Here is a 16,909-nt window from a genome sequence, read left to right as displayed (position 1 = left end):
TGGGCGGGTCCTCAACTGACCGTAGACGGGACAATTGGTGAATCCGTCCCATTCGGTGGGATCGGTCGACCACCGCGGCGGGTTCGTCCGTGATCCCGCTGTGACTACCTGGGAACATATCGATGAGGTCACAGTCTGGTCACTTCGGCTCGTCGCGATCGGAATCGGACGGGATACGACGTGTCGGCCGGTGTCGTCACCGCTCGATAAGGTGGATCCATGGCAGTGAGTCGACCCCCCGACAAGAGCGGCGCGGTGCAGCGCGCCCCCCGCTCGCGGATGACCGGCGCACAGCGTCGGCTCCAGCTGATCGAGGTCGCCCGGGGGCTGTTCGCCGAGCGGGGCTTCGAGGCGACGTCGATCGAGGAGATCGCCCAGCGTGCCGGGGTCTCCAAGCCGATCGTCTACGAGCATTTCGGCGGCAAGGAAGGGCTGTACGCGGTGGTCGTCGACCGCGAGATGGAGACCCTCCTGGAGATGGTCACGTCGTCACTGACCCGCAACCGCTCCCTCTACCGCATCCAGCAGGTGGCCCTCGCCCTGCTGACGTATGTCGAGGAACGCACCGACGGGTTCCGGATTCTCGTGCGCGGCGACAGTACGGCCAGTAGCGATGCCACCACCTATTCGAGTCTGCTCAACGATGCGGTCAGCCAGGTGGAGCACATCCTGGCCGGTGATTTCGAGCGGCGTGGATTCGATCCGAAGCTCGCTCCGCTCTATGCGCAGGCGCTGGTCGGCATGGTCTCGGTGACCGCGCAGTGGTGGCTCGATGTCCGCGAACCGTCGAAGGAAGTGGTGGCCGCCCACCTGGTGAACCTGTGCTGGAACGGGCTGACGCGGCTCGATCCGCATCCGCACCTGGTGGGCCCGGACTACTCCGAGCAGACCGCGCGGACCACCGCCGACGGCCCGCCCGGACCCGATGAGGTACCGGTCACCGACGAGGCGCCGGTCACCGACGAGGCGGCACCCGCCGCGGACTAGCGGGCGCCGGACCGGTCAGTTCAGCACGATGCTGCGTTTGGCCAGTCCCATCCAGAAGCCGTCGATCACCTGGTCGGGATGCTGCTCGGGGTCGTCGCTGGCACCGAGGGCGACGAACAGCGGCGCGAAGTGTTCGATCGTCGGGTGTGCATAGGGCATTCCCGGGGCGCGCCGGCGGAAGTCGATGAGCGATTCGACGTCGCCGGCGGTGAAACGCTCGTGGGTCCAGGCGTCGAACTCCGCGGACCAGGTCGGCGGGGTGGCCTCCGGGCGCGGGTCGGTGAGGTAGGGCAGACCGTGCGTGGTGAATCCGGAGCCGATGATCAGCACGCCCTCGTCGCGCAGCGGGGCCAGCCGCCGCCCGAGGGAGATCAGCCGTTCGGGGTCGAGGGTGGGAAGCGAGATCTGCAGGACCGGGATCTCGGCGTCGGGGTACATCACGGTGAGCGGTACGTAGGCGCCGTGGTCGAGGCGTCGTCGCTGGTCGTGGGCGATCGGTTCGCCGTCGGGCATCATCGCCGCGACGCGTGCGGCCAGCTCCGGTGCGCCGGGCGACCAGTAGGTGGTCCGGTAGTAGCGCTCGGGAAAGCCCCAGAAGTCGTAGGTCAGCGGGGTGTGCGGGTCGGTGGAGCCGATGGTCAGCGGCGCGGCCTCCCAGTGCGCCGAGACCACCAGGATCGCGGTGGGGCGGGGCAGTTCGCCGGACAGCTCGGTGAGCTGGCCGACCCACCGCTTGCTGTCGACGAGTGGTGGGGCCCCGTGGCTGAGGAACAGGGCTGGGGTGCGTGACGGTGCTTCCGACATGGTCATATCGTACAAAACAGTACTCCGGTCCGTTTTGTTTCCGCGATGTTCGCCCGGGTGGGCGACGGCGGGCCCCGGCGTCCGGATGCCGCCGGTGTCGACCAGAGGTCACGGCTTAGAATCTGTAAGAGTGTCGTCCTCACCCGCCCTCTCCGGGCTAGCCGCGGTCACCTGCTCGGATTCGTCTCTGGCGGCGTTGGCCGACCGGCGCGACACCGATCGCCTCGACATCACCGCCCCCGACGCCGCCCGGCCCTTCGTGGTCACCGCGCTCGCACAGGCCACGCCGGCGCCGCTGCTGGTGGTCTCGGCGAACGGCCGTGAGGCCGACGATCTCACCGCCGAACTGCGCGAACTGCTCGACGACCCGGCGTCGGTGACGCAGTTCCCGTCCTGGGAGACCCTGCCGCACGAACGGCTGTCACCCAGCGCCGACACCGTCGGTCAGCGACTGGCCGTGCTGCATCGCCTCGCCGTGCCCGGCGACCATCCGCTGCGGGTCATCGTCACCACCGTGCGTTCGCTGGTGCAGCCGATGGCCCCGGGGTTGGGGGAGGTCCGGACCATCATCCTGCGCGAGGGCATCGAGCTCGACTTCGAGAAACTCCTCGAGGATCTCGTCGAGATGGCCTACGAGCGCGTCGACATGGTGGGTCGCCGCGGCGAGTTCGCGGTCCGCGGCGGCATCCTCGACGTCTTCCCGACCACCGCCGACCATCCGGTGCGGGTGGAGTTCTGGGGCGACGAGATCAGCGAGATGCGGGCCTTCTCGGTGGCCGATCAGCGCAGTCAGCCCGAGGTCGACGCATCGGTGGTGCAGATCCACCCCTGCCGTGAACTGGTCCTGACCGACCGGGTGCGGCGCCGTGCCGCCGACCTCGCCGCGGAGAACGCGGGCGACGCCTCACTGGCCGAGATGCTCACCAAACTGTCCGAAGGCATCCCGGTGGAGGGCATGGAGGCGCTGATCCCGGCGCTCGTCGAGGGACGCATGCAGCTGCTCACCGAGGTGGTCCCGGACGGCACGCGTGTCCTGGTCCTCGACCCGGAGAAGGTCCGCACCCGGGCGGCCGATCTCGCCGCGACCGGCGCGGAGTTCCTCGAGGCGTCGTGGAATGCCGCGGCGATGGGGGCCACCGCCCCGATCGACGGGCGCGGCGCCGAGGGCGGTACCGGCATCAACCTGCAGGCCAGTGCCTATCGGCCACTCGACGACGTACTCGCCGCGACCGTCGAGGCCGGACGGCCGTGGTGGACGATCAGCCCGCTGTCCACCGGGTTCGGTGAGGAACTCGAGCTCGACCTCCAGCCGGGCCCGGCCCCGCACGGCAAAGAAGACGAGATCGCCGCGACGTTCACGACGCTGCGAGCACACGTCGCCACCGGTAAGCCCGCCGCAATCGTGGTGGCGGGCAAGGGAACCGCACAGCGAATCGCCGAGCGTCTCGCCGACGCCGAGGTCCCGCACACCGTCGCCGAGCCGGGTGCGCGTCCGGCGCCGGGGGAGGTCACCGTCTACGGCGGAACCCTGCGGCACGGCATCATCGCGGCGTCGGCCGGGCTGGTCGTCGTCACCGAGGCCGATCTGACCGGATCGCGGGTCGCCACCGTCCGTGACGGTCGCAAGCTCCCGGCCAAACGGCGCAACCAGGTCGATCCGCTCGCCCTGAGTGCCGGCGATCTGGTGGTGCACGACCAGCACGGCATCGGCAAGTTCGTCGAGATGATCGAACGCACCGTATCCGGCGCGCGCCGTGAATATCTCGTGCTCGAGTACGCCGCGGGCAAGCGGGGGCAGCCCGGTGACCGGCTGTATGTGCCGATGGATGCCCTCGACCAGCTGTCGAGGTATGTCGGCGGTGAGCAGCCGTCGTTGTCGAAGCTCGGCGGTTCGGACTGGCAGAACACCAAACGCAAGGCGCGCAAGGCGGTTCGCGAGATCGCCGGTGAACTCGTCCAGCTCTATGCGGCGCGGCACGCCGCCCCCGGCTATGCCTTCAGCCCGGACACGCCGTGGCAGCACGAGATGGAGGATGCGTTCGACTTCACCGAGACGGTCGACCAGATGACGGTGATCGGTGAGGTCAAGGCCGATATGGAGAAGGCGGTCCCGATGGACCGTGTGATCGTCGGCGACGTCGGCTACGGCAAGACCGAGATCGCGGTGCGCGCGGCGTTCAAGGCGGTCCAGGACGGCAAACAGGTCGCGGTACTCGTCCCGACCACCATTCTGGCGCAACAACATCTGCAGACCTTCGCCGAGCGGATGAGCGGTTTCCCGGTACGGGTGCGGGGGTTGTCCCGGTTCACCGACGCCAAGGAGTCCAAGGAGATCATCGCCGAGATGGCCTCCGGTGAGGCCGACATCGTGATCGGCACCCATCGTCTGCTGCAGACCGGTGTCATCTGGAAGGACCTCGGGCTGGTGATCGTCGACGAGGAACAGCGATTCGGCGTCGAGCACAAGGAACACATCAAGTCCCTGCGTACCCACGTCGACGTGCTGACCATGTCGGCGACGCCGATCCCGCGCACCCTGGAGATGTCGATGGCCGGCATCCGCGAGATGTCGACCATCCTCACCCCGCCGGAGGAACGGCACCCCGTGCTCACCTATGTCGGTGCCTATGCACCCAAGCAGGTGGCCGCCGCGATCCGCCGCGAGTTGCTGCGGGACGGGCAGGTGTTCTACGTGCACAACCGGGTGTCGACCATCGACAAGACCGCCAAGCAGATCGCCGACATGGTGCCCGAGGCGAGAGTCGTGGTGGCCCACGGCCAGATGAACGAGGATCAACTCGAGAAGACGGTGTCGGGGTTCTGGAACCGCGACTTCGACGTGCTCGTGTGCACCACCATCATCGAGACCGGCCTGGACATCTCCAACGCCAACACGCTGATCGTCGACCGCGCCGAGAACCTCGGTCTGTCGCAGCTGCATCAGCTGCGTGGCCGCGTCGGACGCAGCCGCGAGCGGGGCTACGCCTATCTGCTCTACAGTCCGGAGAAGCCGCTCACCGAGACGGCATACGACCGGCTGGCCACCATCGCCCAGAACAACGAGCTGGGCGCGGGAATGGCGGTGGCGCTCAAGGATCTCGAGCTGCGCGGTGCCGGAAATGTGTTGGGTGCAGAACAATCCGGGCACGTGGCCGGTGTGGGCTTCGACCTGTATGTCCGCCTGGTCGGCGAGGCGGTCGAGGCCTATCGTGCGGCCGCCGACGGCAAGCCGGTGACCACCGAGGAGACCACCGAGGTCCGCATCGATCTGCCCGTCGACGCCCACATCCCGGTGGAGTACGTCGATTCCGACCGGCTCCGTCTGGAGGCCTACCGCAAGCTCGCCGCGGCCGGCTCCGATGCCGATGTCGACGCGGCGATGGCCGAGCTGCTCGACCGCTACGGTGAGCCGCCGGTGGAGACCACCCGGTTGGCGGCGATCGCCCGGCTGCGGTTGCGGTGTCGTGAGCGCGGGATCGCCGAGTTGGGTGCGGTCGGCACCAACGTGAAGATCTCGCCGCTCTATCTGCTCGACAGTGAGCAGGTCCGGCTCAAGCGGCTGTACTCGGCGGCGACGTACCGGGCGACCACCGAGCTGGTCACGTTGCCGATCCCGCGTACCGGGGGTGTCGGGTCGGCGCGGCTGCGCGACGAGGAGCTGATCGACTATCTGGTGACATTCCTCAAGACGCTCAAACCACTGGATGACTGAGCTGACGCACTAACGTTTACCGCAGAGGTTCTTCCGAACCGACCAGCACCACGGCGAAAGGCATTCCGATGACGGTGGTCCTGCTCGACCCGCATCGACCGGACATGATCCCGGTGCGGGCCCGCACCCACCTGGCGGGTGCGGTGTTCGTCACCGAGGACGTCCCGACGTCGATCCTGTGGCAGCTCGATCATTTCGAGCCGGTGTTCGTCGAGACCGACACCGCAGGGACGCTGGTGTCCACCGACGCCGCGCACCCGTTGGTGCAGGCCCGGATCGCACACGGCGACGAGGTGATCGCGTCGGCGGTGCCGGCCGGTAGCGATCTGTTGGAGGCGGTCGCGTTGATGGACACCCTGCGCCGCAACGGACCGTGGGAGAGCACCCAGACCCACGCCTCGCTCCGTCGGTATCTACTCGAGGAGGTCTACGAGCTGCTCGACGCGATCGACGGCGGAGATCAGGCCGACCTGCGCGAAGAGTTGGGGGATCTGTTGCTGCAGGTGCTCTTCCATGCGCGTATCGCCGCCGACGATCCTGCGGCGCCGTTCGACATCGACGCGGTGGCGCGCAGCTTCACCCAGAAGGTGTCCGGTCGTACCCCGGGCGTGCTGTCGGGGGAGCATTCCGATCTGGAGACCCAGATCCGGGAGTGGGAGGAACGCAAGGCCGCCGAGAAGCAGCGCGGTTCGGTCCTCGACGGGATCGCCACCACGGCGCCGGCCCTCGCGTTGACGCAGAAGGTGCTCGAGCGCCTGACCGCGGCCGGCTACCCGGTGGAGCGGATCGACCCGGCGGTGCTGACCGTGACCGTGGTGGCCGGTGACGACAGTGTCGAGGCGCAGGCGCGTGAACGCACCCTGGACCTGATGGATCAGGTCCGGGCGGTCGAGGAGCAGGCGCGGATCGACGGCATCACCCTCGACGGCCCCGACGCCTGGCTCGCCGTCCTCGACCGCCAGCAGTAGCCGTCCCGAGTTCAGCTCAACCATCAACTGGGCGTTGGCTATTGAGCTGGTGATGCCTGTTGATGATTGAGCCGGGACCGAGCGTAGCGAGGACCCGTGTCGAAATCTCTGCAGGTTGGCTCGGGTGGTGACCACCTCTGAGGTGGTCCGGTTCCGAGTTCGGCTGTCTGAGGTTTCGACTCGTCTCGTCGCTGCGCTCCTCGCCGGCTCAACCATCCCGTGGGGCAGGCTGATTGAGCCGGGTGTTGTTCGCTGATTGAGCCGGGACCGAGCGTAGCGAGGACCCGTGTCGAAATCTCTGTTGGTTGCCTCGGGTGGCGACCAGGTCGGAGGTGGTCGGGTTGGGGAGTTCGGCTGTCTGAGGTTTCGACTCGTCTCGTCGCTTCGCTCCTCGTCGGCTCAACCATCGTGTGGGGCACGCTGATTGAGCCGGGTGTTCTACGCTGATTGAGCCGGGACCGAGCGTAGCGAGGACCCATGTCGAAATCTCTGTTGGATGCCTCGGGTGGTGACCAGGTCGGTGGTGGTCGCGTTGGCGACTCGGCCGTCTGAGGTTTCGACACGTCTCGTCGCTTCGCTCCTCGTCGGCTCAACCATCGTGTGGGGCATGGTGTTTGAGCCGGGCGTTCCACGTTGATTGAGCCGGGACCGAGCGTAGCGAGGACCCGTGTCGAAATCTCTGTTGGTTGCCTCGGGTGGTGACCAGGTGGGTGGTGGTTGCGTTGGCGACTCGGCTGTCTGAGGTTTCGACTCGTCTTGTCGCTGCGCTCCTCGTCGGCTCAACCATCGTGTGGGGCATGGTGTTTGAGCTGGTCGTTCTTTGCTGATTGAGCCGGGACCGAGCATCGCGAGGACCCGTGTCGAAATCTCTGTTGGTTGGCTCGGGTGGTGACCGGGTCGGTGGTGGTTGCGTCAGCAACTCGGCTGTCTGAGGTTTCGACTCGTCTCGTCGCTTCGCTCCTCGTCGGCTCAACCATCAACGGCGGGTTGATGATTGAGCCGGGACCGAGCATCGCGAGGACCCGTGTCGAAATCTCGGTAGGTGGCCTCGGGTGGCGACCACCTTGGGTGTGCCCGCCTTGCGGGCCGGCCGGGGCGTGCATCCATGAGACAACGGACGAAAAGTGTCAGGTGTTGACCTAACGACTTTCGGTTACTACTCTCATGTGTGATCCGGTTCACAGGGGTGGCCGGTCGATGTCACAGATGTGAGAGGTGGAACTCGTCCTGGATCTGTGATGACCGAACCACACACGGAACCGGTGGTCGTGCTCGAACGCGATGCCGAGATCGCCGTACTGCGACTCAACCGTCCTGATCGGCTGAACGCCTGCACCCTCGAGATGATCGACACGCTGATCGGGCTGTTCGACGTCTGTGACGCCGACGACACCATCCGGGCTGTGGTCGTGACCGGGACTGGTCGGGCCTTCTGCGCCGGGGCCGACCTCGAATCGGGTGGCGACACCTTCGCCGCGACCGCCGACGCCGACACCGGTGCGGTCCCGCCCGACAGCGGCGGCCGGCTCGCCCTGCGCATCTTCCGGTCGACCAAACCGGTGATCATGGCGATCAACGGTCCGGCAGCGGGCGTGGGGGTCACGATGACCCTGCCCGCAGATGTGCGGATCGCCTCCGACACAGCCAAGTTCGGATTCGTGTTCACCCGGCGGGGATTGGTTCCCGAAGCATGTTCGTCGTGGTTCCTGCCGCGGGTCGTCGGGATCGCGACCGCGGTGGAATGGACCATCGGCGCGCGGATGGTCACGGCGTCCGAGGCGCTCTCGGCCGGTCTCGTCCGAGAAGTGCTTCCGGCGAGCGCAGTTCGTGACCGGGCGATCGCGATCGCCCGCGAGATGACCGCCGGGACATCACCGGTATCGGTCGCCCTGACCCGCGCGATGATGTGGCGGATGCTCGGTGCACCGGATCCGCAGACGGCGCACCACGCCGAATCCGTCGCGATCTTCGAGCGCGGGTCGTCCGCCGACGTCACCGAGGGTGTGGAGGCATTCCTGGAGAAGCGGGCGCCGTCGTTCACCGGCCGGGTGTCCGACGGGCTGCCCGAGATCTTCGGCTGATCGCCGACGATCGGTCAGACGGCCATCGACGGTGCGGCGTCGAGGTCGTTGTCGGCGATGATCCCGTGCAGGAAGCTGCGGACCATCGCCTCGAACAGTTGCTTCTGTGTCAGTTCGTTGGCGGCCAGTGCCGCGGCGAGCTCGGGCTGGGAGTCCTCGGTGACGTTCGGGAAGATCGTCGACCGTGAACTCGCCGGACGCGTCGCCTCGATCAGCGCCGCGCCGAGTGCGATCTTCTCCATCCCGTCGAGGATCTGCACGTGCAACCGGCTCGGCACGCCGGATTCGGTGAGGAACCGTGACGTCTCCTCGTAGGTCGACGAGAACAGTTCGCGGGGAAGGTGTTCCAACAACACGGGGGCGGCATTGCGATGCCGCAGGATGGACTGTCGGAAGTTCACCGCGAGGGTGACGAAGAACTCCGGCCAGTCGGGGCCGGGCCGGCGCCGCGGACTGCGCACCGCGGTGCCCCCGATATGGCGGGCGACCTCGGTGAGGATCTCGTTCTTGTCGGCGAAGTGGTGATACAACGACGGCGCACGGACCCCGAGATGCTTGGCCAGGCGGGGCAGGCTGAACGCCTCGAGCCCTTCGGAGTCGATGATGTCGATCGACGCCTCGACCGCCGCCGAACGGCTGATCAGTGGTTTGGACGGGCGCGCCATCGATGCACCTTCCTTCCGGCGACGTGTGTCTGTCCAGGATAGATTCCTGCCGTGCGGGCACAGAACCGGACACACCCCGGCCGACATGGGAAAACGAGAAAGTGCATCATGGGATGATGGCTGCCTTCCCGACCGACGAGACCGCGGGTGCCCTGACTCCGACGCGGGAGAACGTGATCCTCGTGCACTGGCACGATCTCGGACGTCATCTGGCCTGTTACGGCGCAACCGGGGTCCAGAGCCCGAATCTGGACGCGCTCGCCGCCTCCGGTATCCGCTTCGCCGACGCCCACGCGACCGCCCCGCTGTGTTCCCCGGCCCGCGGATCGCTGTTCACCGGGCAGTATCCGCACCACAACGGGCTAGTCGGGCTGGCCCATCACGGCTTCGCCTACCGCCCCGGTACCCGCACCCTGCCCGCGATCCTGTCGGACGCGGGATACCGCTCGGTGCTGTTCGGCATGCAGCACGAGAGCACCGACCCCACCAGCATCGGGTTCGATACGATCGACGTCTCCGACTCCCGGTGCGACCACGTGGTGGCCGAATCCCAGGCGTGGCTCCGTCGGTACGTCGACGCCGGATCGGACCGGCCGTTCCTGCTGACCGCGGGGTTCTTCGAGACCCATCGGCCCTACCCGGCCGACGAATACGATCCTGCCGACCCCACCACCTTCGACGTCCCGGAGTTCCTGCCCGACACCGCCGACGTCCGTGACGACCTCGCCGGCCTGCACGGCAGCATCACCAAGGCCGACGCCGCAGTCGGCCGCCTCCTCGCCACCGTCGAGGCGCTCGGGCTGGCGGAGAGCACCTGGATCGTCTTCGTCACCGACCACGGCCTCGCCTTCCCCCGCGCCAAGTCGACGCTCTACGCCGAGGGGACCGGAGTGGCACTGATCATCCGGCCGCCCACCGCCCGGGGTATCGGGCCGCGTGTCTACGACGACCTGTTCTCCGGCGTCGACCTCACCCCGACGATCCTCGACTGGCTGGGTGTCGCCACACCCGATGACGTCGACGGCGACTCCCACGCAACCGAAATCGCTGTGCCGCAATCGGAGTCACCGGTGCGCGACGAGGTCTTCACCGAGAAGAACTATCACGACGCCTACGATCCGATCCGCGCCATCCGGACCAAGACCCACAGCTACATCGAGAACTATGCGCACCGGCCGGAACTGCTGCTGCCACTCGACATCGCCGACAGCCTGTCGGCCCGGTCGATCGCCGCGTCGAGCACAACCCGCGAGCGTTCGCACGTCGAGCTCTACGATCTGACTTCTGATCCTCGTGAGCGAAACAACCTCGCCGACGACCCGGCATACGCCGCCGTGCGGGCCGACCTCGCCGATCGCCTCGCACAGTGGCGGCACCGCACCGCCGACAGTCTGCCCACCGAGGACGAAGGGACCGCTGTCGCCGAGCGATTCATGGCGATCTTCCATGCGAAATCGCAAGAGGCACAACCGGATGAAGAAGCTCTTCCATCCCGTCGTCCGCTCGGTGCGCGGCGCGAGCTCGACGGCGACATCGCCACCGGTGACGGTGTATCGGTGAGTACCTCGGTGGCGGCGTCCCCACGCCGCTGACTGGTCTGCACGTTCAGTTCACGATGTCAATATTTGACCGCCTGCTGACCATAAAACGCCAGGTTGCAGGTGGTTTCGGGCTGGCTACACTGTGCCGATGTCAACCAGTGAGAACTATCTCGTCTGCGCGAGCCAGCGCAGCGGGAGCACGCTGCTCGTCGAGTCCCTCTCGGCGACCGGGGTGGCGGGGGCCCCGGAGGAGTTCTTCCAGTACTTCAGCTCGTCGTCGCAGGCCCCGCAACCACGGGAATGGTTCGCCGACGTCGACGATCCCACGATCCTGAGCCTGCTCGACGACGTCGAACCGGGCGAGGTGGACACCCGCGACTTCGTGAGGTGGCGTGCGGACGTCCTCGCCGCCGGCCGGACCCCGAACGGTGTGTGGGGCGGCAAACTGATGTGGAACCAGACGCCTCTGCTCGTCGCGCGCACCCGTACCGGTACCGGTTCCCTACGGACCGCGATCCGCCAGCTCCTCGGAACCGATCCGCTGTTCGTCCACGTCTACCGGGAAGACGTGGTGTCCCAGGCGGTGTCGATGTGGCGGGCGGTGCAGACACGTGTGTGGCGTGACGGTCACGGTCCGCATGTCGACGCCGACCGTGATGCCCGTGCCGAGTACAACGCGGAGGGGATCGCGCACCTCGCGGGAATCCTCCTCGAACAGGAACGGCAATGGCGGCGTTGGTTTTCCGACGAGGGGATCGAACCCTTCGACGTCGAGTTCGGACAACTCGTCAAGGATCCGCAGGGCACCACCGCCCGGGTGCTGACCGCCCTCGGGCTCGATCCGGCGCTCGCGCCGCCACCGCCGCTGAAACCGCAGTCCAATGCCCGCTCCAAAGAATGGGCGCAGCGCTATCGCCGCGATGCGGAAAGGAACGGATACCCCCAATGACCACCGAACTCACCGACACCCCAGCCGATCCGATCACCACCCCCGACCCGCTCGATACCGATACCGATACCGGTACCGAGGCCGGTGCCGACGTCGATCATGTTGCGGCACTGCGTGTGCTGGAAGCCGAGTCGGTGCACATCATCCGTGAGGTGGCCGCCGAACTCGAGCGGCCGGTGCTGCTGTTCTCCGGCGGAAAGGACTCCATCGTCCTGCTCCGCCTGGCGGAGAAGGCATTCCGGCCCAATCCGCTGCCCTTCCCGATCCTGCACGTCGACACCGGACACAACTTCGACGAGGTCATCGAGTTCCGTGATCGCCGCGTCGCCCCGACCGCCGACAACCCGGCCGGCATCAAGCTGATCGTCGCGTCGGTACCCGACGCCATCGCGGCCGGCCGGATCGCCGAGTCGGCCGACCCGTCCGGGTCACGAAATCGGTTGCAGACACCGGTCCTGCTGGACGCCTTGGAGGCGGGCGGATTCGATGCGGCCTTCGGTGGCGCCCGCCGCGACGAGGACCGTGCCCGCGCCAAGGAACGGGTGTTCAGCTTCCGCGACGAGTTCGGCCAGTGGGATCCGCGCGCGCAGCGCCCCGAGCCGTGGTCGCTGTACAACGGGCGGATCCGCCGCGGCGAGTCGGTTCGCGTGTTCCCCTTGAGCAATTGGACCGAACTCGACATCTGGCGCTACATCGAACTGGAGGATCTCGAGCTCCCGTCGATCTACTTCGCGGCACAGCGCGAGGTGTTCGACCGCGACGGGATCCTGCTGGCGGTCTCGGAGTTCTCGCAACCGGACTCGCCGTCGGAGGTGTCCACCGAGTGGGTGCGGTACCGCACCGTCGGCGACCTCACCATCACCGGTGCGGTCCGGTCACAGGCGGCGAGTCTCGACGAGATCATCGCCGAGATCAGTGTGGCGACGGTCAGTGAACGAGGCGAGACCCGCGCCGACGACCGGACGTCGTCGGCCGCGATGGAAGATCGCAAGCGAGAGGGCTACTTCTGATGACGCAGGCAACCACCGCACCCACGGCACCGGAACGCGATGCGGCACCGCGTCGTCAGATCCTGCGGCTGGCGACGGCGGGCAGCGTCGACGACGGGAAGTCCACCCTGATCGGTCGTCTGCTCCACGACACCGGGAGCCTTCCGACCGACCACCTGGCCGGGGTGACCTCCGACGACGGCGACGTGGACCTCGCCGCGCTCTCCGACGGCCTGCGGGCCGAGCGTGAGCAGGGCATCACCATCGACGTCGCCTACCGCTTCTTCGCCAGCGACACCCGCAACTACGTCCTCGCCGACACCCCGGGCCACGAGCGCTACACCCGCAACACCTTCACCGGTGCCTCGAACGCCCATGTCGCGGTGCTGCTGGTGGATGCGCGAAAAGGACTGCAGCGCCAGACCCGTCGGCACGCGCGGATCGCCACCCTGGTGGGGGTGCCGCATGTGATCGCGGCGGTCAACAAGATCGATCTGGTGGACTTCTCCGCCGATCGGTTCGCCGAGTTGCAGGCCGAGCTGAACGAACTGGCCGTCCAGCTGGGCATCGGGGAGATCCTGGCCATCCCGGTCGCCGCCAAGCACGGCGACAACGTGGTGCACCGCTCGGACAACACCCCGTGGTACACCGGGCCGACGCTGCTGGAGTACCTGGAATCGGTGGAACTGCAGGCACCTTCGCCGCAGGCCCGCGAACTGCGTCTGCCGGTGCAGTGGGTGTCACGGCCGGGACCGGACGGCAAACGCAACTACACCGGTCGGGTCGCGGCGGGCACGGTGCGTGTCGGTGATCCGGTGCAGGTGCTGCCGTCGGGGTCGCGCAGCGTGGTGACCGCCCTCGACGCCCTCGACGACACCCGGGACGTGGCGGTCGCGGGGCTGTCGATCTCGGTGCAGCTGGCCGACGAGATCGACATCGGCCGCGGCGATGTGATCATCAGCGGCGCCGACGACGCCCACCTCCCGGTGGCGGCGCGGGAGCTGTCGGCGACGGTGTGCTGGCTGGCGCAGGCGCCGCTGCACGCGGGCGACCGGGTGGCACTCAAGCAGGGGACACGCACGGTGCGGGCCACCGTGCAGTCCCTGGAACGTCGCCTGGACCCGGAGTCGCTGCTCGAGGTGGTCGGTCCGACGGAGTTGGGACTCAACGACATCGGCACCATCACACTGCGGACGTCGTCGGTCGTGGTGGCCGACCGCTACACCGAGAACCGTGACACCGGTGCGTTCATCCTGATCGACGAGTCCTCCAACGACACCGTCGGCGCGGGGACGATCCTCGAGCCGCGGGAGGTGATCCCGGGCAAGGCCACCCGCAACGACATCAAGTGGCATCCGAGCTCGCTGAACCGCACCGAACGCTGGGCCAAGACCGGGCAACGCGGTGCGACGGTGTGGCTCACCGGACTCCCCGCGTCGGGCAAGTCCACCGTGGCGGTGGCACTGGAACGGGAACTGGTCAACCGGACCCGGGTCGCCTATCTCGTCGACGGCGACAACATCCGCCACGGCATCTCCGACGATCTCGGTTTCTCCCCGGGTGACCGTGCCGAGAACATCCGGCGCGTGGGCCATCTGGCGCGGCTGTTCGCCGACGCCGGGGTGATCGCCATCGCGTCGATGGTGTCGCCGTTGCACTCCGACCGTGCGATCGCCCGCGAACTGCACGAGGCGGCCGATCTCGACTTCATCGAGGTCCACGTCTCCACACCGGTCTCCGAGTGCGAACGCCGCGATCCCAAGGGGCTCTATGCGCGGGCACGGCGCGGCGAGCTCAAGGGGCTGACCGGCGTCGACGCACCCTACGAGAAGCCCGTCTCCCCGGATCTGCGGTTCGACACCACCGGCGCCGACATCGGTGAACTCGCCGAGCGGGTGCTGGCTCTGCTGGTCGGACGGGGCATCATCGAGGGGTGAGCTGTTGCCATCCGGATCGTGATCCCGGCGGCCCTCCCGTGGGGAGTGCCGACCGGGACACCGGTGGCGGCATGGGAACGCACCCGATCGACTCGGTGCGGATACCCGCGGGCCGGTTCCGGATGGGCGATGCCTTCGACGAGGGATACCGCACCGACGGCGAGGTGCCCGTCCACGAGGTCATGGTGTCGGGTTTCGACATCGACGTGACCACGGTGACCAATGCCGCGTTCGCCGCCTTCGTCGCCGACACCGGGTACGTCACCGACGCCGAACGGTTCGGGTCGTCCGCGGTGTTCGCGTCGGCCGTGCGGTCCGGGGACCCGGATGTGCGACCCGCCCGCGTCCCGGGCATCCCGTGGTGGGCCGATGTGCCCGGTGCCCGATGGGACCGGCCGTTCGGGCCGGCGAGCACTCTCGACGGCCTCGGCGATCATCCCGTCGTCCACGTCTCCCACCATGATGCACAGGCGTACTGCGTGTGGGCGGGCCGTCGGCTGCCCACCGAGGCGGAATGGGAGTACGCGGCCCGCGGCGGACTCGACGGCGCGCGGTTCCCGTGGGGTGACGAGTATCCGAGCGCAGGGGATATGCGGTGCAACATCTTTCGCGGCACCTTCCCCGACGCCCCGGACGATGTGGTGGGAACGATGCCGGCGCGGTCGTTCGCCCCCAACGGATACGGGCTCTACCAGGCGGTGGGCAACGTCTGGGAGTGGTGCGCCGACCGATTCGGTGTGCGCACCTACCGGACGGACCCGACGGCGGCGTCGGTGACCGATCCGACCGGCGCGCGCCGTGGCAGTGCCCGGGTGTTGCGCGGGGGCAGTCACCTCTGTCACGACTCCTACTGTCGCCGCTACCGGGTGGCCGCTCGCTCGCACAACGGGCCGGACACCTCGGCCGGAAACATCGGATTCCGGACGGCGGCAACGGTATCGGTGACCTGATCCGTGCTACGGGGTGTTCCCCAGCATGGTCTTGCCGTACCAGTCGCCGATCTTGGACAGCCCCGGGCCGATCGCCCACAGGGAACTCGAGATCGGGGAGACGTACTCGTTCATCGCGTCCTGCGCGAGGTTGTTCTGGATTCGGACGAACTGCTCGTGCGCGTTCTTCTGGTAGGCCATGAAGAACAGTCCGGCCGCCAGCGTGCCGGTGCGGGTGTCGATGCCGTCGGTGTAGTTGTAGCCGCGCCGCAGGATCTGGGCGCCGCCGTTGTTGTCGGGGTGGGCCAGGCGCACGTGTGAGAACGGGTGGATGGCCGGTTGCCCGTCGGTCTTCGCGGTGAAGTCGAGGGTGGCGAACTCGTCGCCACCGGACAGCGGCGCGCCGGACTCCTTGACCCGCCCGAAGATCCGTTCCTGGTCGGTGATGTCGTCGGAGTCCCATGCCTCGATGTGCATGCGGATCTTGCGGGTGACGAGGTAGCTGCCGCCCTTCATCCAGTCCTGGTCGGTCTCGTCGCCCACCCACACCCATTCACCGGCGACGGCGGGCTCCTCGGCCTTGATGTTGGCGGTACCGTCCTTGAACCCGAACAGGTTTCGGGGGGTCACCTGGGAGGTACTGGTCGCCGAGGCGCGTCCGAATCCCTCCTGCAGCCAGCGCAACGTCACCACGTTGCGGCCGATGCGGGCGAGGTTGCGGATCGCGTGGAAGGCCACCTGCGGATCCTCGGAGCAGGCCTGGACGCACACGTCGCCGCCGCTGATCGTCGGGTCGATGGTGGTGTCGGTGGCCAGCTGCCCCAACGGTTGCAGGGCGGCCGGACGCTTGTCCTGCAGGCCCAGCCGGTCGTCGAAGAACGTCGGACCGAATCCGACGGTGACGGTCAGCCGGTGTGCGCCGAGGTCGAAGGCCTCACCGGTGTCGGCGGGCGGGGTCATCGGGCGGCTCTCGACGGGGCCGACCGGTTTGCCCTGCGTGAGCAGGCTGGCCGCCGCCGCCCACCGGGCGAGCATCGTCTGCACCGACGGCACGGTGGCCGAGTCCTTGAGGTCGAAGGCGGCGAAGACCAGTGAATTCTGCTGGCGGGTGATGATTCCGGCCTGGTGCTCGCCGTAGAACGGCTCCACCTCGGCGTCGGTGTCGGTGCCGCCGGAGGCGGCGGCATAGCCGATGCCGGCGCCCGCGGCACCACCGACGGCCAGACCTGCCCCGGCCAGGCCGACGCCGGCGAGGAAACGGCGACGATCGACCCGTGGCCCGTCGGGCTCGGGGTGGGTTTCTGGCGTGTCGGTGGTGCTCATGGGAGTTCTCTCGGCGAAGGGGGT

Annotated in this window: 12 protein-coding genes; 9 read left to right on the top strand and 3 right to left on the bottom strand. The window is 67.9% G+C overall.

All coding sequences use genetic code 11. From position 1 onward, the window contains the following. Positions 1-219: 219 nt before the first annotated feature. Positions 220-987, top strand: coding sequence for a TetR/AcrR family transcriptional regulator (locus tag Q9K23_RS05765; RefSeq protein ID WP_053778433.1), 768 nt, complete (start codon positions 220-222; stop codon positions 985-987). Between the two features lie 15 nt (positions 988-1,002). On the opposite strand, the gene Q9K23_RS05760 is transcribed toward Q9K23_RS05765, so the two are convergent. Next, on the bottom strand, positions 1,003-1,797 hold the full coding sequence (locus Q9K23_RS05760) for a class III extradiol ring-cleavage dioxygenase (protein WP_053778432.1): 795 nt from the start codon (positions 1,795-1,797) through the stop codon (positions 1,003-1,005). 124 nt (positions 1,798-1,921) lie between these two features. Here Q9K23_RS05760 and mfd point away from each other — a divergent pair, with 124 nt between their 5' ends. From mfd to Q9K23_RS05745, 3 genes are all read left to right on the top strand, one after another. After that, entirely contained in the window at positions 1,922-5,503 is a 3,582-nt protein-coding gene (gene mfd / locus Q9K23_RS05755) for a transcription-repair coupling factor (RefSeq protein WP_053778431.1), read from the top strand. 68 nt (positions 5,504-5,571) lie between these two features. After that, the gene (locus tag Q9K23_RS05750) at positions 5,572-6,471 is read left to right on the top strand and encodes a MazG family protein (protein WP_020792379.1); all 900 of its coding nucleotides are present in this window, start codon (positions 5,572-5,574) and stop codon (positions 6,469-6,471) included. 1,238 nt (positions 6,472-7,709) lie between these two features. Beyond that, positions 7,710-8,552, top strand: coding sequence for an enoyl-CoA hydratase-related protein (locus tag Q9K23_RS05745; protein ID WP_053778430.1), 843 nt, complete (start codon positions 7,710-7,712; stop codon positions 8,550-8,552). 14 nt (positions 8,553-8,566) lie between these two features. Here the strand turns inward: Q9K23_RS05745 and Q9K23_RS05740 are convergent, their stop codons facing one another. Further along, positions 8,567-9,217 carry a TetR family transcriptional regulator gene (locus tag Q9K23_RS05740; protein ID WP_053778429.1) on the bottom strand — a complete coding sequence of 217 codons (651 nt, stop codon included), beginning with the start codon at positions 9,215-9,217 and terminating at the stop codon, positions 8,567-8,569. Between the two features lie 116 nt (positions 9,218-9,333). Between Q9K23_RS05740 and Q9K23_RS05735 the strand changes: the two genes are divergently transcribed. From Q9K23_RS05735 to Q9K23_RS05715, 5 genes are all read left to right on the top strand, one after another. After that, complete coding sequence (locus tag Q9K23_RS05735; protein WP_053778450.1) at positions 9,334-10,809, top strand: sulfatase; 1,476 nt, start codon at positions 9,334-9,336, stop codon at positions 10,807-10,809. Between the two features lie 97 nt (positions 10,810-10,906). Beyond that, on the top strand, positions 10,907-11,707 hold the full coding sequence (locus tag Q9K23_RS05730; protein WP_020792363.1) for a Stf0 family sulfotransferase: 801 nt from the start codon (positions 10,907-10,909) through the stop codon (positions 11,705-11,707). Continuing rightward, positions 11,704-12,717, top strand: coding sequence for a sulfate adenylyltransferase subunit CysD (cysD, locus tag Q9K23_RS05725; RefSeq protein ID WP_020792367.1), 1,014 nt, complete (start codon positions 11,704-11,706; stop codon positions 12,715-12,717). Before Q9K23_RS05730 ends, cysD begins: the two co-directional genes overlap by 4 nt. After that, positions 12,717-14,633, top strand: coding sequence for an adenylyl-sulfate kinase (gene cysC / locus Q9K23_RS05720; RefSeq protein ID WP_053778428.1), 1,917 nt, complete (start codon positions 12,717-12,719; stop codon positions 14,631-14,633). Before cysD ends, cysC begins: the two co-directional genes overlap by 1 nt. A gap of 71 nt (positions 14,634-14,704) precedes the next feature. Next, positions 14,705-15,583 (top strand): formylglycine-generating enzyme family protein, encoded by an 879-nt coding sequence (locus Q9K23_RS05715; RefSeq protein ID WP_187343587.1) that lies wholly within the window; start codon positions 14,705-14,707, stop codon positions 15,581-15,583. A 6-nt stretch (positions 15,584-15,589) separates the two neighbouring features. Here the strand turns inward: Q9K23_RS05715 and efeB are convergent, their stop codons facing one another. Further along, positions 15,590-16,885, bottom strand: a complete 1,296-nt coding sequence (gene efeB / locus Q9K23_RS05710) for an iron uptake transporter deferrochelatase/peroxidase subunit (protein WP_059038348.1) — start codon at positions 16,883-16,885, stop codon at positions 15,590-15,592. Positions 16,886-16,909 lie beyond the last annotated feature (24 nt).

The organism is Gordonia sp. NB41Y, assembly GCF_030718915.1.
In the GTDB taxonomy this organism is placed as follows: Bacteria; Actinomycetota; Actinomycetes; order Mycobacteriales; family Mycobacteriaceae; genus Gordonia; species Gordonia desulfuricans.
The sequence above is the reverse complement of the archived record's forward strand: the minus strand, read 5'-3'. Positions and strand labels throughout refer to the sequence as shown.